This is a genomic window from Qipengyuania zhejiangensis (genome assembly GCF_035607565.1).
GTDB classification, from domain to species: domain Bacteria; phylum Pseudomonadota; class Alphaproteobacteria; order Sphingomonadales; family Sphingomonadaceae; genus Qipengyuania; species Qipengyuania zhejiangensis.
On record NZ_JAYKGO010000003.1, the window covers coordinates 881,520 to 896,668 of the forward strand.

Annotated in this window: 11 protein-coding genes; 5 read left to right on the plus strand and 6 right to left on the minus strand. The window is 64.3% G+C overall.

Annotation, left to right across the window (positions count from 1 at the left end; translation table 11 throughout):
• Positions 1-13 precede the first annotated feature (13 nt).
• The gene (locus tag VR863_RS11985; protein ID WP_324828699.1) at positions 14-1,252 is read left to right on the plus strand and encodes a polyhydroxyalkanoate depolymerase; all 1,239 of its coding nucleotides are present in this window, start codon (positions 14-16) and stop codon (positions 1,250-1,252) included.
• Between the two features lie 17 nt (positions 1,253-1,269).
• Here VR863_RS11985 and VR863_RS11990 read toward each other — a convergent pair whose 3' ends face one another.
• The 6 genes from VR863_RS11990 to VR863_RS12015 all read right to left on the minus strand — a co-directional run bounded on the left by VR863_RS11990 (position 1,270) and on the right by VR863_RS12015 (position 6,527).
• Complete coding sequence (locus VR863_RS11990; RefSeq protein ID WP_324828700.1) at positions 1,270-1,872, minus strand: DUF4126 domain-containing protein; 603 nt, start codon at positions 1,870-1,872, stop codon at positions 1,270-1,272.
• A gap of 124 nt (positions 1,873-1,996) precedes the next feature.
• The gene (locus VR863_RS11995; RefSeq protein WP_324828701.1) at positions 1,997-3,178 is read right to left on the minus strand and encodes an acetyl-CoA C-acyltransferase; all 1,182 of its coding nucleotides are present in this window, start codon (positions 3,176-3,178) and stop codon (positions 1,997-1,999) included.
• Between the two features lie 51 nt (positions 3,179-3,229).
• Positions 3,230-3,679: a MaoC family dehydratase gene (locus VR863_RS12000; protein WP_324828702.1), complete on the minus strand. Its 450-nt coding sequence runs from the start codon at positions 3,677-3,679 to the stop codon at positions 3,230-3,232.
• Positions 3,680-3,818: 139 nt separating this feature from the next.
• Positions 3,819-4,931: an acyltransferase family protein gene (locus tag VR863_RS12005; RefSeq protein ID WP_324828703.1), complete on the minus strand. Its 1,113-nt coding sequence runs from the start codon at positions 4,929-4,931 to the stop codon at positions 3,819-3,821.
• Positions 4,928-6,307, minus strand: a complete 1,380-nt coding sequence (locus VR863_RS12010; protein ID WP_324828704.1) for a putative O-glycosylation ligase, exosortase A system-associated — start codon at positions 6,305-6,307, stop codon at positions 4,928-4,930. The genes VR863_RS12005 and VR863_RS12010 overlap by 4 nt, the downstream gene beginning before the upstream one ends.
• Positions 6,300-6,527 (minus strand): hypothetical protein, encoded by a 228-nt coding sequence (locus tag VR863_RS12015; RefSeq protein WP_324828706.1) that lies wholly within the window; start codon positions 6,525-6,527, stop codon positions 6,300-6,302. Before VR863_RS12015 ends, VR863_RS12010 begins: the two co-directional genes overlap by 8 nt.
• A 48-nt stretch (positions 6,528-6,575) precedes the next feature.
• Between VR863_RS12015 and VR863_RS12020 the strand changes: the two genes are divergently transcribed.
• The 4 genes from VR863_RS12020 (at position 6,576) to VR863_RS12035 (ending at position 15,089) form a co-directional block, all read left to right on the plus strand.
• On the plus strand, positions 6,576-7,811 hold the full coding sequence (locus VR863_RS12020) for a TIGR04063 family PEP-CTERM/XrtA system glycosyltransferase (RefSeq protein ID WP_324828707.1): 1,236 nt from the start codon (positions 6,576-6,578) through the stop codon (positions 7,809-7,811).
• 21 nt (positions 7,812-7,832) lie between these two features.
• Positions 7,833-8,747, plus strand: a complete 915-nt coding sequence (locus VR863_RS12025) for a hypothetical protein (protein ID WP_324828708.1) — start codon at positions 7,833-7,835, stop codon at positions 8,745-8,747.
• A gap of 244 nt (positions 8,748-8,991) precedes the next feature.
• The gene (gltB, locus tag VR863_RS12030; protein ID WP_324828709.1) at positions 8,992-13,647 is read left to right on the plus strand and encodes a glutamate synthase large subunit; all 4,656 of its coding nucleotides are present in this window, start codon (positions 8,992-8,994) and stop codon (positions 13,645-13,647) included.
• A gap of 5 nt (positions 13,648-13,652) precedes the next feature.
• The gene (locus VR863_RS12035) at positions 13,653-15,089 is read left to right on the plus strand and encodes a glutamate synthase subunit beta (protein ID WP_324828710.1); all 1,437 of its coding nucleotides are present in this window, start codon (positions 13,653-13,655) and stop codon (positions 15,087-15,089) included.
• Positions 15,090-15,149 lie beyond the last annotated feature (60 nt).

The following is a 15,149-nucleotide window of genomic DNA, read 5'->3' on the forward strand; positions in this document are numbered from 1 at the left end:
CAGGGGACACGCATTGCTTTACCACGCCTATGAAATGCAGCGCAGCTGGCTCAACTCGGCCAGCGCCCTGGCCTCGATCGGGGCCGAAATGCTGTCCAATCCGGTCCACCCGATGAATTTCGCCGGAGCCATGGATTACATGGGCCTGGGCCCCATGGCATCGTCTGCCCTCGAAGTGTTCGCCCATGCGGCGGCCCCCCGCGGCAAACCTGCCTGGGGCCTCGAGGCCATCGAAGTCGATGGCGCGATGGACGCGGTGGTGGAAGCCACGGTCGTCAACCGGCCGTTCGGCGATCTCAAGCGGTTCCATCGCGAAAATCTGCCCGCCGATGCGCCCAGCCTGCTGGTCGTCGCGCCGATGAGCGGACATTACGCCACGCTGCTGCGCGGCACGGTGGAACGGATGCTCGAACGCTATACCGTCTATGTCACCGACTGGGCCGATGCCAAGACAGTGCCGCTCCACGAAGGCACTTTCGATCTCGACGATTACATCGATTACGTCATCGAATTCCTCGAGCGTATCGGTGAAGGTGCCCACGTCATGGCCGTGTGCCAGCCGTCGGTCCCGGTTTTCGCCGCCACCGCGCTGATGAACGCTGACCGGCACCCGTGCGCGCCAGTAACGCTGACGATGATGGGCGGTCCGATCGATACCCGCTGTTCGCCCACGACGGTCAACGATCTGGCGATGGAGCGGCCGATCGAATGGTTCCGGCACAATGTGATCGCCACGGTCCCGATGCAGTATCGCGGGTCCGGTCGGCGGGTATACCCCGGTTTCATGCAGCTGGCCGGCTTCATGACCATGAACCTGGGCAATCACATGATGAGCCATTACGAGATGTACAAGCATCTCACCGTGGGCGACGAAGCCAGCGCGCAGGCGACCAAGGATTTCTACGACGAATATCGCAGCGTGTGCGACATGACCGCCGAATTCTATCTCCAGACGGTGGAAGAGGTGTTCCAGACGCACGCCATTCCCAACGGCACCTTCATGCACCGCGGCAAGCTGGTCGATCTGAAACAGATCACCGCCACAGCGCTGCTGGCCATCGAAGGCGAACGTGACGATATTTCAGGCCTGGGGCAGACCAAGGCCGCGTTGGAACTCACACCCAACCTGCCCGGCAGCAAGAAGCGCTATTACATGGCCGAAGGCGCCGGGCATTACGGCATCTTCAACGGCAGCCGCTGGCGCGAAAAGATCGCCCCGGTGGTCGAGGAATTCATCGCCGCCCACGCCTAGGGCGGCAACCGGTACGGTCAGGCAGGGCCCGTCGGCCCGCGCCCGCCGAACAGTTTGCCAAGCACGCGCCGCGCCATCACCAGCAGGGCGATGACGAGCACCAGCAACGCCAGCGCGATCCCGCCTGCCGCGAAGGGGTATTCGTACGCCAGGTAAAGCAGGCCGACGGTCGCCACGTCTTCGATCGACGACACAGCGATGTTGCTGACGGGTTCGGGGCTGGCGTTGACCACGCCCCGCGCACCGGCCTTGCCTGCATGAGCGGCAAGGCTTGCCCCGCCGCCGAGCAGAAACGCGATCACCTGCGCGGCCGGATCGGACGGATCGACAATCGCCAGGGCGAGCAGGGCGCCGCCGATCGGGCGCACGAGCGTGTGCACCGCATCCCAGATCGAATCGAGCCACATCACCTTATCCGCCAGAAACTCCGCCGTGGCGCCCAGGGCCGCAATGGCCATCACCCAGGGGTTGGCCAGCACATCCAGAGCGGCAAGGTGTTCGGGCAGTGGCAGCGCGCCGACCCGCATCGCGAGGCCGGTGGCAAAGATACACAGGTAAAGCCGCCAGCCCGAAAGCAGGCTGACGCTTCCCGCGATACCGATAATTTCCATTATGCCCATGCCACACACTCCCGAGGCGAGCGAACAGAGGCGCCCTGCGAACCTGCGCTGCCCATAGCCCCAACGAAGAAGGGCGGCCCGGTTTCCCGAGCCGCCCCTGCATTCGTTCGTTTCGCACGTTCGATCAGAAGATCTCGAACAGGCCTGCTGCGCCCATGCCGCCACCGACACACATGGTGACGACGCCGTACTTGGCACCCATGCGCTTGCCTTCGAGCAGCACGTGGCCGGTGCAGCGTGCGCCGGTCATGCCATAGGGGTGGCCGATCGAGATCGAGCCGCCGTTGACGTTGAGCTTGTCGTTATCGATGCCCAGCTTGTCGCGGCAGTACAGCACCTGCACGGCGAAGGCTTCGTTGAGTTCCCAGATGCCGATATCGTCGACCGTCAGGCCGAAGCGCTTCAGCAACTTGGGGATGGCGAAGACCGGACCGATGCCCATTTCGTCGGGTTCGGTGCCCGCAACCGCCATGCCGACATAACGGCCAAGCGGGGTCAGGCCCTTCTGTTCGGCCACCTTGGCTTCCATCAGGATCGAAGCGGAAGAACCGTCCGACAGCTGGCTGGCGTTGCCCGCGGTGATCGTGGTGCCCGGGCCCATCACCGGCTGCAGCGACTGCAAGCCTTCGAGGGTGGTCGAAGGGCGATTTCCTTCGTCCTTGGCGATGGTGACTTCCTGGTCGGAAATCTCGCCGGTTTCCTTGTTCTGCACCTTCATTGTGGTGGTGACAGGGACGATTTCGTTTTCGAACTTGCCCGCATCCTGCGCCGCGGCGGTGCGCTGCTGGCTCTGGAGTGCGTATTCGTCCTGCGCTTCGCGGCTGATGCCATAACGCTGGGCCACGGTTTCTGCGGTCTGAAGCATCGGCATGTAGATCGCACCGTGCATCGCCATCAGCTCGGGATCGGGCATCACGCGCATTTCCTTGGTCTGCACGAGGCTGATCGATTCCTGACCGCCGGCCGCAACGATGTCCATGCGGTCGGTGATGACCTGCTTGGCGGCTGTGGCGATGGTCATCAGGCCCGACGAACACTGACGGTCCATGGTCATGCCGGAAACGCCGATCGGGCAGCCGGCGCGCAGCGCGACCTGGCGGGCGAGGTTGCCGGCCTGCGTGCCCTGCTGAAGCGCTGAGCCCCACAGGACATCGTCGATTTCGCCGGCTTCGATCCCGGCGCGTTCGATCGCCGGCTTGAGCGAGTAGGAACCGAGCGTCGGCCCCTTGGTGTCGTTAAAGCCGCCCTTGTAGGCACGCCCGATGGCGGTGCGGGCGGTGGAGACGATGACTGCATCGCGTGACATGGGTAATTCCTTGGTTGTTTCTGGATCCGATCCCGCCGGGGAGGAGAGCGATCAGACGAAGAACTGCATGATCCACTCGGTGATCAGGGCAGGCTTTTCCTCGCCTTCGATCTCCATGGTGATTTCATGGGTCTGCTGCCACTGACCGGGACGCTTTTCGACCAGTTCGAGCAGCTTCCAGTGGGCGCGGATGCGCTTGCCCGACCGAACCGGGGCGATGAAGCGCGTCTTGTTGCCGCCGTAGTTGACGCCCATTTTCACGCCTTCGACCTTGGGCAGGTCCGAATTGGCGCTGAGATAGGGGATCATCGAAAGGGTCAGGAAGCCGTGGGCAATGGTGCCGCCAAAAGGCGTCATCTTGGCCATTTCTTCGTTGATATGGATGAACTGGTGGTCGCCGGTCGCCTCGGCGAACTGGTTGATCCGCTCCTGGCTCATCTCGACCCATTCGCTGGTGCCGATGTTCTGTCCGACCTTTTCTGCAACTTCCTGCGGGGTCATGGGCCTCTCCTTCACTAGGCAAAAATGCACGGTTTGGCGCGACTCCGGCCGCGCTGGCGGCGCGAGTCATGGCGCAAGGAGAGGGGCTGTGCAACCGCGCGCGCCGTGCCGTTACGGCATGGCGGCGTGATGCTGCGGGTCAGGACGGTGCTTTGAGCGTATCGCGCTCGAAACCGCGGGGCGCACGCGCGTTGAGCCAACGCTGCGCCGGTTTTTCGAAGCCATGGAAGAGCGCGGCCGAAGCCGCGAGGACCACGGCAAGGAACAGGCCAAGCTCGCCAGCGCCAAGCATTCCGTCGTCATCCACGAACACGATCTTGAACAGGATGAAGAGGAAGAAATGCGACAGGTAGGTGGCGTAGCTGAGGTCACCCAGCCACTGCAGCGGGCTGGATGCCAGAAGACGGGCAAACGGCCCGGTGCCCAGCGCCAGCGCCAGCAGGCCGGTCGCAAAGGCCGCAGGCACGAATGCGGTTTCAGGCAGATCGGCTGCGATGCCGCCCACCGCCAATGCCACCGAAACCAGGCCGAACGACACTGCGGTGCGCCCTCTACCACCCTCCAGCCGCTGCCAGACAAGCGCCAGCACCGATCCGGTCGCAAACCCGGCGAGGCAGCGCCACAGCCCCAATTGCGGGATCGCCATGCCGAGTTCGGAATAGCCCGCCAGCGCAAATACGCTGTGCAATCCGGCCAGCAGGAATGCCGCCACGAGAGCCAGGCTCGTCAGCGCCATGGTTTCCCACCGCGCCGCCAGCACTAGCGCCGGAAACAGCAGGTAGGCGGCCAGTTCGGTGCTGATCGACCAGGCCGGATGGTTCCAGGCAAGGTCCGCGGTGAAGCCCCAGTTCTGCAACAGGAGGATGTGCAGCGGCAGCTCTGCGAAGGGATAGCCCGCCGTCGATCGGCCGGTCGCGACCAGCACTGCGGCAAAGGCGATCATGGCGGCCAGCACCAGCAGATGCAGCGGCCAGATCCGCGCGACGCGTTTCCACCAGAACCGGCGCGCACCCGGCCATCCGTCCGCGCGAAGGCGCGCGCCATAGTTGAGCCACATGACGAAGCCCGACAGCATGAAGAACAGATCCACCGCGAGATAACCCTTGGCGAACACGTCGATCATCGTCGGCGGGAACAGCCCCGTCGTCGCCAGGCGAACATGATAGAGGACGACGAACCACGCCGCGATCCCGCGCAGTCCGGTCAACTGGTCAAGCTGGGGAATGGCGGGCCGGATCGGTGCGGCGATCATACGGCAAGTTCCTGCGCACGACTGCGGTTGGCGGCAAGGCGCTGCTTGCGATCCCTTTCCCGCCGGGCGCTGTCATCGTTCGCGATCAGCGTCGAAAGCGCCATTTGCACGCCCAGCACCATCAGGATGAACGGCTGGTAGGCAATGCCCACGAACAACGAACCCATGAGGTAGACGAGCTGCACCTGCTGCAAGGCGTTGGCCAGGCTGCCCCACCGCTGCATGTCGGGATCGTCGGATGCACGGCCGCGCCGCCGCAGCCGCTCCATCGAAATCAGACCCGTGATGTGGAGCAGGGCCCACAGGGCAAAGCCGGGGATGCCCTGTTCGCCCAGAACCTCGAAATAGGCCGAGTGGAACGCGCGCCCGCTTTCGGTGACTTCCTGGCGCTCGGTGGTTATGACGCTGCCGTTCTGGACCTGCTTGACCGTTTCATAGGTGAAGCTGTTGCCGTAAAAGGAATCGAACCCGCCACCGAGGGGGTTTTCGGCAACGTAGCGCAGCGTCCATTTCCACACCTCGACCCGGGTCGATGCCGACTGGTCGGACTGGTGATCGACGATCGTCGTCATCCGGTCCTGATAGGATTGCGGCAGGAACGGGATCGACGCCAGCACAAGCACGCCGGCCGCCGCTGCATACAGGAACCGGTGGCGCACGGTCCGCATCATCAACACCCCGAGGAACGCGATGCACAGCAGCCCCGTGCGGGTTTGCGTGCCGATCGGTATCAGCATGCAGGCACCGGTCAACGCGATGGCGAACAGCATCACCAGCCGGTTTTTCGCCGGGAAGATCGAACCGTGGCGCGCCAACCACCAGACAAGCGGCACCGAGGCGACCGCAACGGCCGACAGCGTGCTGCCTTCGTAAATCCCGGAATTGTCGCTCGACAAGGTGACAAGCAGGCCATAGCCGCCGCCGCCCAGCGCCGTCTTGATGCCTCCCGAAATCACGATGGCGGACAGCGACAGGACCATGACCAGCACCGCCGATTCCAGCCGCAACCGGGTCCGCAGCGCCAGCGGGATGAACAGGGCGAACAGCATCGATTTCCACACCCAGGCCCACTTGGTCGCGGCGCTTTCGGGGAAATCGGCGATGGACGTGGTGAAGGCGCACCAGATCAGCAGCATCAGCAGCAAGCCCTGACGAAACGTGATGCGGCTGCCCTGCTTGGTGTCGAACAGCAGCCAGCCGCAAAAGGCCAGCACGAACGTCACCAGCGACGCCTTGACCGAGGGCAGTATGACCCAGCCGATCTTCTGCGGGGCGACAATGTCGACATAGATGTAGGCAAGAACCCATACGAAGGGGCGGCGCAACCCGAGCGCCAGCATCGCGGCGAGAAACGCCAGCAGGACAAGATCAAGCATCGGCGGCGTCCGCCGTGCGGGAACGGCGCGACCGGCGCGTGCGGCGCGTGTCGGATGGCACGGGCGGCGGCACCGAAGGATCGTCCAGATCGTCCCGTTTCATCAGGCGCCAGCACGCGAGCAGGATCAACCCGTGGCTCAGTCCGATGGCGAAATAGTCGATCACGCGAAGTTCCAGCCTGCCGCTGGCGGGGATTTTCCAGCCATTGCCGCCTACCACCGCAGGGTTGACGCGGCGTTAAGCCTGTTGTGTCACATGCTTGGGCAAATGACACGCATCCTCCACATCCTCGATCACTCCTTGCCGCTTCATTCCGGCTACACCTTCCGCACGCGCGCCATCCTGAAGGCGCAGCAGGCCAGGGGGCTGGATGTGCGCGCGATTACCGGCGTGCGTCATGGCGGGGAAGGTCCGCCGACAGAGGAGGTCGAGGGATTGACGTTTCATCGCACGCCCGGCCAGCCATCGGGGCCGCCGGGCCTGCGCGAATGGAGCGAGGTGACCTTGCTTCAGGCGGGCATCGAGCGGCTGGCGGAGCAATGGCGTCCCGACATTCTCCACGCGCATTCGCCGGCCCTGTGCGGCATGGCCGGACTGCGCGCCGCCAGACGACTTGGCCTGCCGTTCGTCTATGAAATCCGCGCTTTCTGGGAAGATGCCGCCGTAGGCAATGGCACCGGCAGCGAAGGATCGATCAAATACCGCCTGACGCGCGCCCTTGAAAACCACGTGGTGAAAGGCGGCGATGCCGTCTTCACGATCTGCGACGGTTTGCGCGACGATCTGGTTTCGCGGGGCCATCCGGCCGACAAGATCGCAATTTCGCCCAATGGCGTCGATCTGACCTTGTTTGGCGACCCGCCGCCGCGTGACGACCCCCTGACGGCCAAAATCGGTATCGGACCCGGACCCGTGATCGGCTTTATCGGCAGCTTCTACGATTACGAAGGGCTGGACGATCTGATCGCCGCCTTGCCCGCGCTGCGAACGCGCCACCCCGGCGCGCAACTCCTGCTGGTGGGCGGCGGCCCGATGGAAACGGCGCTGCGTGCGCAAGCCGCCGCGTCGCAGGCCGCAAGCGCCATCGTGTTCACGGGCCGCGTTCCGCACGCCGAAGTGGAACGGTATTATTCGCTGGTCGATGTGCTGGCCTATCCGCGCAAGAAATCGCGGCTGACGGACCTTGTGACCCCGCTCAAGCCGCTCGAGGCGATGGCCCAGCGCCGCCTTGTCGCCGCATCGGATGTGGGCGGTCACCGCGAACTGATCGAGGATGGGATCACGGGCCTGCTGTTCCCGCCGGATGACCCGCAGGCCATAGCGGCCGCCCTGGCCGATCTTATCGATGCGAGGGACCGCTGGCCCGCGATGCGCGAACGCGGCCGGTCCCATGTCGCGGCGCGCCACGACTGGGCGCGGAACGTGAATCGTTATCTCGATGTTTACCAAGAACTGCTAGGACGCGAGGGAATGGGGCAGTCCGCTGCCGCCCCGAGCGCGTAACAGAGGCATACACGTACACCGATGGCCACCGAGCATTCTTCGCCGATCAGCAGCCACCCCGCGTTTCGCTGGGCCGTGGGCGCGTGGTTTGCCGCGCTGCTGGGCGGCGGGCTGTTCGTGATGCCCGACAGCGTTCACGCCGCCATTCGCGCCGCGATTGGCCTTGAAGGCATCGTGCCTGGCGGTATCGCGGGCAAGGCCGGCGTGTCCGCGGCGGCGGCGCTGTTCGGACTTCTGTTGGGCCTGGCCCTGGCGATGCGCGTCTCCGCCCTCAACGCCGCGATCGCAGACGACGATCCTGACGAAACCCAGCTGCTGATCTCGGAAAGCGACGAAGCCGATTTCGATGCCGCACCAACGGAAGAGTTCGCCGAATTCGACACCGTCTGGCTGGCCGACGAATCGGAACCCGAAACCCCCGCTCCGTTGCTGGAGGAGGAGGACCAGCCCCGCCGCCCCTTCAATCCGCGCGAATATCTGGCCGAAGGCGCCATCGAAGCCGAGACCGACGATGACGAAGCCGGGCATTTGCCGGAGATTCGCGCAGAGTCCGATCCGATGTCCGACCATACCGCCGGCGGCGCTTTCGATGCCGATCTCGGGACGGAAGCCTCAGATTATGCGGTCGAAACCGGTGACGCCGAGAATGCGATTCCCGCTTCATCGCCGCCCATGCCGATCAGAACCGAGGCGCTTGGCGATCTGTCGCTCGGCGAATTGACCGACCGCCTGGCCCAGGCCTTGCAGGCCAATATCGCACTCGCCGCAGCCGCACCTGCTGCCCAGGACGACGATGCCGATCCGGTAATCGCCTTCCTGCGCCGCGAAGCGGACCGGGCGACCACGCGGGGCGATGACGAGGCCGAGCAAACCGACCCGCAAAGCGCGCTGAGAAGCGCCCTCGACCGCCTGTCGCAGGTTGGCAAAGCGCAATAATCGCTGCGCCGCAGGCCCTCGCGCAGCCGCCCCTCCGTTTCTGACCGGCACGACCGGAGCGCAGAAATCTTGGCGCGCCTGAAATTTTGCTTCAGCCTTCGCAGTTGCAAAATCAGATTCGTGCCGCCAATACGTCCCCTCGCGCAATTTTGCCGGTGTCGCCCAGGTGGCACCATTCAACCTGCTCCACCGACCGCCCGCTTGGCGTGGCGGCACGGCGGGCACGGAGAAGGACGTTTCGCCGATGGGACGCACGCCGCCCCTGCCCCAGGATGGTCTTTACGACCCCCGCAACGAACACGATGCCTGCGGCGTCGGCATGGTTGCGCATATCAAGGGCGTCCGGAGCCACTCGATCGTCACGCAGGCGCTCGAAATTCTCGCCAATCTCGACCACCGCGGCGCGGTCGGTGCTGATCCGCTGTTGGGCGATGGCGCAGGAATACTGCTGCAAATCCCCGATCCGCTGATGCGCGAGTGGGCGGGGCAAAAGGGGTATGATCTGCCCCAGCCTGGCGATTACGCCGTCGCGATGTGTTTCCTCCCCCAGCAGGGCGAAGCGCGCGAATTCGTCGAACAGCAACTTGAACGATTCGCATCCAAGGAAGGCCAGCGTGTCATCGGCTGGCGCGATGTGCCCGTCACGCTCGACGGTCTGGGCAAGGCGGTCGTCGATTCGATGCCGGTCATCCGCCAGTGCGTGATCGCGCGCGGCACCAATTGCACCGACCAGGAAGCGTTCGAACGCAAGCTGGTGGTCATTCGCAAGCAGACGCTCAACCCGCTCAAGGCGCTTGAAGCCAAGCATGGCATCACCGGCTTGTCGTCCGCCTATATCCCGAGCTTTTCCAGCCGGACGGTGGTCTACAAGGGCCTGTTGCTGGCCACGCAGGTCGGCAGCTTCTACGACGACCTTCGCGATCCCGATTGCGTCAGCGCACTGGGCCTCGTCCACCAGCGCTTCAGCACCAACACATTTCCCAGCTGGCGGCTCGCGCACCCCTACCGCTTCATGGCGCACAACGGCGAAATCAACACGGTTCGCGGCAATGTGAACTGGATGGAAGCCCGCCGCCGTACGATGGAAAGCGAACTGCTGGGCGCGGACCTCGACAAGATGTGGCCGCTGATCCCGCATGGCCAGTCGGATACCGCGTGCCTCGACAACGCGCTCGAACTGCTGGTCACGGGCGGGTATTCGCTTGCCCATTCGATGATGATGCTGATGCCGGAAGCCTGGGCCAAGAACCCTCTGATGGATCCGGCCCGCCGCGCATTCTACGAATACCACGCCGCACTGATGGAGCCATGGGATGGCCCCGCCGCGGTCTGTTTCACCGACGGGCGCCAGATCGGCGCCTGCCTCGATCGCAACGGCCTGCGTCCAGCGCGCTGGTGCACGACAAAGGACGATCTGGTCGTGCTGGCATCGGAAAGCGGCGTGCTGCCGTTCGCCGATGACGACATCACGCGCAAATGGCGCCTGCAGCCGGGCAAGATGCTCCTGATCGACCTCGAGGAAGGCCGCATCGTCGAGGACGAGGAACTCAAGGCCGAGCTTGCCGCTGCCGAACCGTACGAAGCATGGCTCGAGAAGGCGCAGTACAAGCTCGAGGATCTCGACCATATCGAACCCGACCTTTCGGAAATCCCGAAGTCGGAACTTTCCCTGCTGCATCGCCAGCAGGCGTTCGGATACACGCAGGAAGACATTTCGCGCTTCCTCGAACCGATGGCCACCGGCGGCGACGATCCGATCGGGTCGATGGGCACCGACACGCCGATCGCTGTCCTGTCGAACCGCAGCCGCCTGCTGTACGATTACTTCAAGCAGAACTTCGCGCAGGTCACCAATCCGCCGATCGATCCGATCCGCGAAGAACTGGTGATGAGCCTGATGTCGATGATCGGCCCGCGTCCCAACCTGCTTGGCCGTGATGGGGGCACGCACAAACGTCTCGAAGTCGGCCAGCCGATCCTGACCAACGAGGATCTGGCAAAGATCCGTTCGGTCGGAGTGGCGCTGGACGGCGCGTTCCGCACTGCGACCATCGACATCACCTGGGATGCCAGCACCGGGGCCGATGGCCTGGCCATGGCGCTCAAGGAAATGTGCTGGGCCGCGACCGAGGCGGTGCTGGGCGATGCCAACATCCTGATCCTGTCGGATCGCGATCAGGGGCCCGGGCGCATACCGATGCCCGCGCTTCTCGCCACCAGCGCGGTGCACCACCAACTGGTGCGGCAGGGCCTGCGGATGCAGACCGGCCTTGTCATCGAAACCGGCGAAGCGCGCGAAGTGCACCATTTCTGTGCGCTGGCGGGGTATGGGGCGGAAGGTATCAATCCCTATCTCGCGCTCGAAACGCTCGAAAGCCTGCGCACCGACCGCTTCCCGGAAATGGAGCCGGCAAAGGTCCAGGCGAATTTCGTCAAGGCGGTAGGCAAGGGTATCCTGAAGGTCATGTCCAAGATGGGCATTTCGACCTACCAGTCCTATTGCGGAGCCCAGATCTTCGACGCGGTCGGCCTGTGTTCCGATTTCATCGATACCTACTTCACCGGCACCGCCACCACCATCGAAGGCATCGGCCTTGCCGAAGTGGCCGAAGAGGCCGTTCGGCGCCACGGGCAGGCGTACGGTCACGATCCGCTTTACGCAGGGATGCTCGATGCGGGCGGTATCTACCAATACCGTATCCGCGGCGAAGCCCATGCCTGGACCCCGCAATCGGTGGCCCAGCTGCAGCACGCGGTGCGCGGTAACAACGCGAAGAACTACGAGGAATTCGCAGCCTCGATCAACGAGCAGTCCGAACGCCTGCTGACCATTCGCGGGCTTATGGAACTCCAGCCCGCCGAACAGCCGTTGACGCTGGACGAGGTCGAACCGGCGGTGGAAATCGTCAAGCGCTTCAGCACGGGTGCGATGAGCTTCGGTTCGATCAGCCACGAAGCGCACTCGACCCTGGCCATCGCGATGAACCGCTTGGGCGGCCGTTCGAACACGGGCGAAGGTGGCGAGGAGCCCGAGCGTTTCCAGCCGCTGGACAACGGCGATTCCATGCGCAGCCGGATCAAGCAGGTCGCATCGGGCCGCTTCGGCGTGACAACCGAATACCTGGTCAATTCGGACGATATCCAGATCAAGATGGCCCAGGGCGCCAAGCCCGGCGAAGGCGGCCAGCTGCCCGGCCACAAGGTCGACAAGCGGATCGGCAAGGTGCGCCATTCGACGCCGGGCGTCGGCCTTATCTCGCCGCCGCCGCACCACGACATCTATTCGATCGAGGATCTGGCGCAGCTGATCCACGATTTGAAGAACGTTCAGCCCGCAGCCCGCATATCGGTGAAGCTGGTGTCCGAAGTCGGTGTGGGAACGGTCGCCGCGGGCGTTTCGAAGTGCAAGGCCGACCATGTGACCATCTCGGGTTACGAAGGCGGCACCGGCGCCAGTCCGCTGACATCGCTGACCCATGCGGGTTCGCCATGGGAAATCGGGCTTGCCGAAACGCAGCAGACATTGCTGCTCAACGATCTGCGCAGCCGTATCGCCGTTCAGGTCGACGGCGGTCTGCGGACCGGGCGCGATGTGGCCATCGGCGCGCTGCTGGGCGCGGACGAGTTCGGTTTCGCCACCGCACCGCTGATCGCGGCCGGGTGCATCATGATGCGCAAATGCCACCTCAACACCTGTCCGGTGGGCGTGGCGACGCAGGACCCGCTCTTGCGCAAGCGCTTTGTCGGCACGCCCGAACACGTCATCAACTATTTCTTCTTCGTGGCCGAAGAGTTGCGGCAGATCATGGCCGAAATGGGCTTCCGCACGGTCGAGGAAATGGTCGGAAGGGTCGATCGCATCGACATGCGCCGGGTGGAACGCCACTGGAAGGCGCATGGCGTCGATCTCAAGCGTATCCTGCACTCGGTTCCGCTGGCCGAAGGGCAGAAGCTGCATCACACCGAAACGCAGGATCACGGCCTTGCCGCCGCTCTCGATGTGGAACTGATCGCGGCGTGCAAGCCCGCGATCGAAAGCGGGCAGGCGGTCCAGCTCACCCGCTCGATCCGCAATGTGAACCGCACGGTCGGGGCCATGCTGTCGGGGCGCATCGCCGAAGCGCATGGCCATTCGGGTCTTGCGCCCGACACCATCCGCGTCGACTTCACCGGCGTTGCCGGACAGAGCTTCGGCGCATGGCTGGCCCACGGCGTGACCCTGAGCCTGACGGGCGATGCCAACGATTACGTCGGCAAGGGGCTTTCCGGCGGCCGGATCATCGTGGCGCAGCCCGGCAGCGCGCCGCGCACACCGGGCGAGAACATCATCGTCGGCAACACCGTCCTCTACGGCGCGATCGCTGGGGAAGCCTATTTCAACGGCGTCGCAGGCGAACGGTTCGCTGTCCGCAATTCGGGCGCGGTCGCCGTGGTCGAGGGCACCGGCGATCATCCGTGCGAATACATGACCGGCGGCGTTGTCTGCGTGCTCGGCCCGACCGGCCGCAACTTCGGCGCAGGGATGAGCGGCGGCATCGCCTATGTCTATGACCCCGACCGGCGCTTCAACGAGCTGTGCAACCATGCCCAGGTCGATGTGCTGGACGTGGCCCCGGGCGACGGCGATGGAGCCGAAAACAGCCGGGGCAAGCCGCAGCAGCGGCCGGTCTCGGTCGACAATTGCGGCATGGGCGACCCGCTCTATCACGACGCCGAACGGTTGAAGGTGCTGGTGGAACGCCACCTTCTTCATACGGGATCGGCCAGGGCCAAGGCGCTGCTCGACGATTGGGCGAACGAACTTGCGAATTTCCGCAAGGTCATGCCGCGCGATTACGCCCGCGCCCTCAAGGCACTCGAAACGGAACGCGAAGAAGCCGCCATGGAAGCGGCGGAGTAAAGGTCATGGGCAAGGAAACCGGTTTCCTCGAATACGAGCGGCACGATCGCGGCTACCTCAAGCCGGAGGAACGCGTCGGCAATTACAAGGAATTCGTCGTTCCGCTTTCCGAAAAGGAACTGCGGACGCAGGCCGCGCGCTGCATGAATTGCGGCATTCCTTATTGCCACAACGGCTGTCCGGTGAACAACATCATCCCGGACTGGAATCATCTGGTTTACGAAGACGACTGGAAAAATGCGCTCGCGGTGCTGCATTCGACCAACAATTTTCCCGAGTTCACCGGCCGCATCTGCCCTGCCCCGTGCGAAGCGGCCTGCACGCTGAACCTCATCGATTCCCCGGTGACGATCAAGTCGATCGAGTGCGCCATCATCGATCGCGGCTTCAACGAAGGCTGGGTCAAGCCGCAGCTGCCCGAACGGCGCACCGGCAAATCGGTGGCGGTGATCGGAAGCGGTCCCGCCGGCCTTGCCTGCGCGCAACAGCTGGCGCGGGCGGGACATGCCGTCACGGTTTTCGAGAAGAGCGACCGGATCGGCGGCCTGCTGCGGTACGGCATTCCCGACTTCAAGATGGAAAAGCACCTGATCAACCGCCGTGCGGTCCAGATGGAGGCAGAAGGCGTCCAGTTCCGCACGTCCAGCGAAGTCGGCGTCGAGGTGAGCTTCCAGGCCTTGCAGGAGAATTTCGACGCGGTCGTGCTGGCTGGCGGCGCTGAAGAGGCGCGCATGCTGGATGTCCCGGGCGCTGAACTGCCCGGCGTGCGCTTCGCCATGGAATTCCTGACCCAGCAGAACAAGCGCAACGCGGGCGACGACGAAGTGCGCGCCGCGCCGCGCGGCAGCCTGACGGCAACGGGCAAGCACGTGATCGTGATTGGCGGCGGCGACACCGGATCGGATTGCGTCGGGACCAGCAACCGCCAGGGCGCCGCCAGCGTCACCCAGCTGGAAATCATGCCCAAGCCGCCTGAAAAGGAAGACAAGGCGCTGACCTGGCCCGACTGGCCGATGAAACTTCGCACGACCTCCAGCCATGAAGAAGGCGTGGAACGCGACTGGGCAGTACTGGCCAGGCGGGTGGTGGAAGAAGGCGGCAATGTCGCCGGTCTCGAATGCGTCCGCGTCGAATGGGTCGACGGGCGGATGCAGGAGGTCGCGGATAGCGAATTTACGATTCCCGCCGACCTGATTCTGCTGGCGATGGGCTTTACCGGCCCCAAGCGCCGCGGCCTGCTCGACCGTGCCGGTGTCGATCTCGACCCGCGCGGCAACGTGGCTGCGGATACCGAATGGTATCTCACCAGCGAAGCCAATGTCTTTGCCTGCGGCGACATGCGGCGCGGCCAGAGCCTGGTCGTCTGGGCGATCCGTGAAGGCCGGCAATGCGCCCGCGCGGTCGACAAGGCGTTGATGGGTGTGAGCGAACTGCCCCGCTAACCGACGAATCTGGTTTTCTCGGAAGTTTTTCCTGCTAAATCGAGCGACATTCTCGGCTTG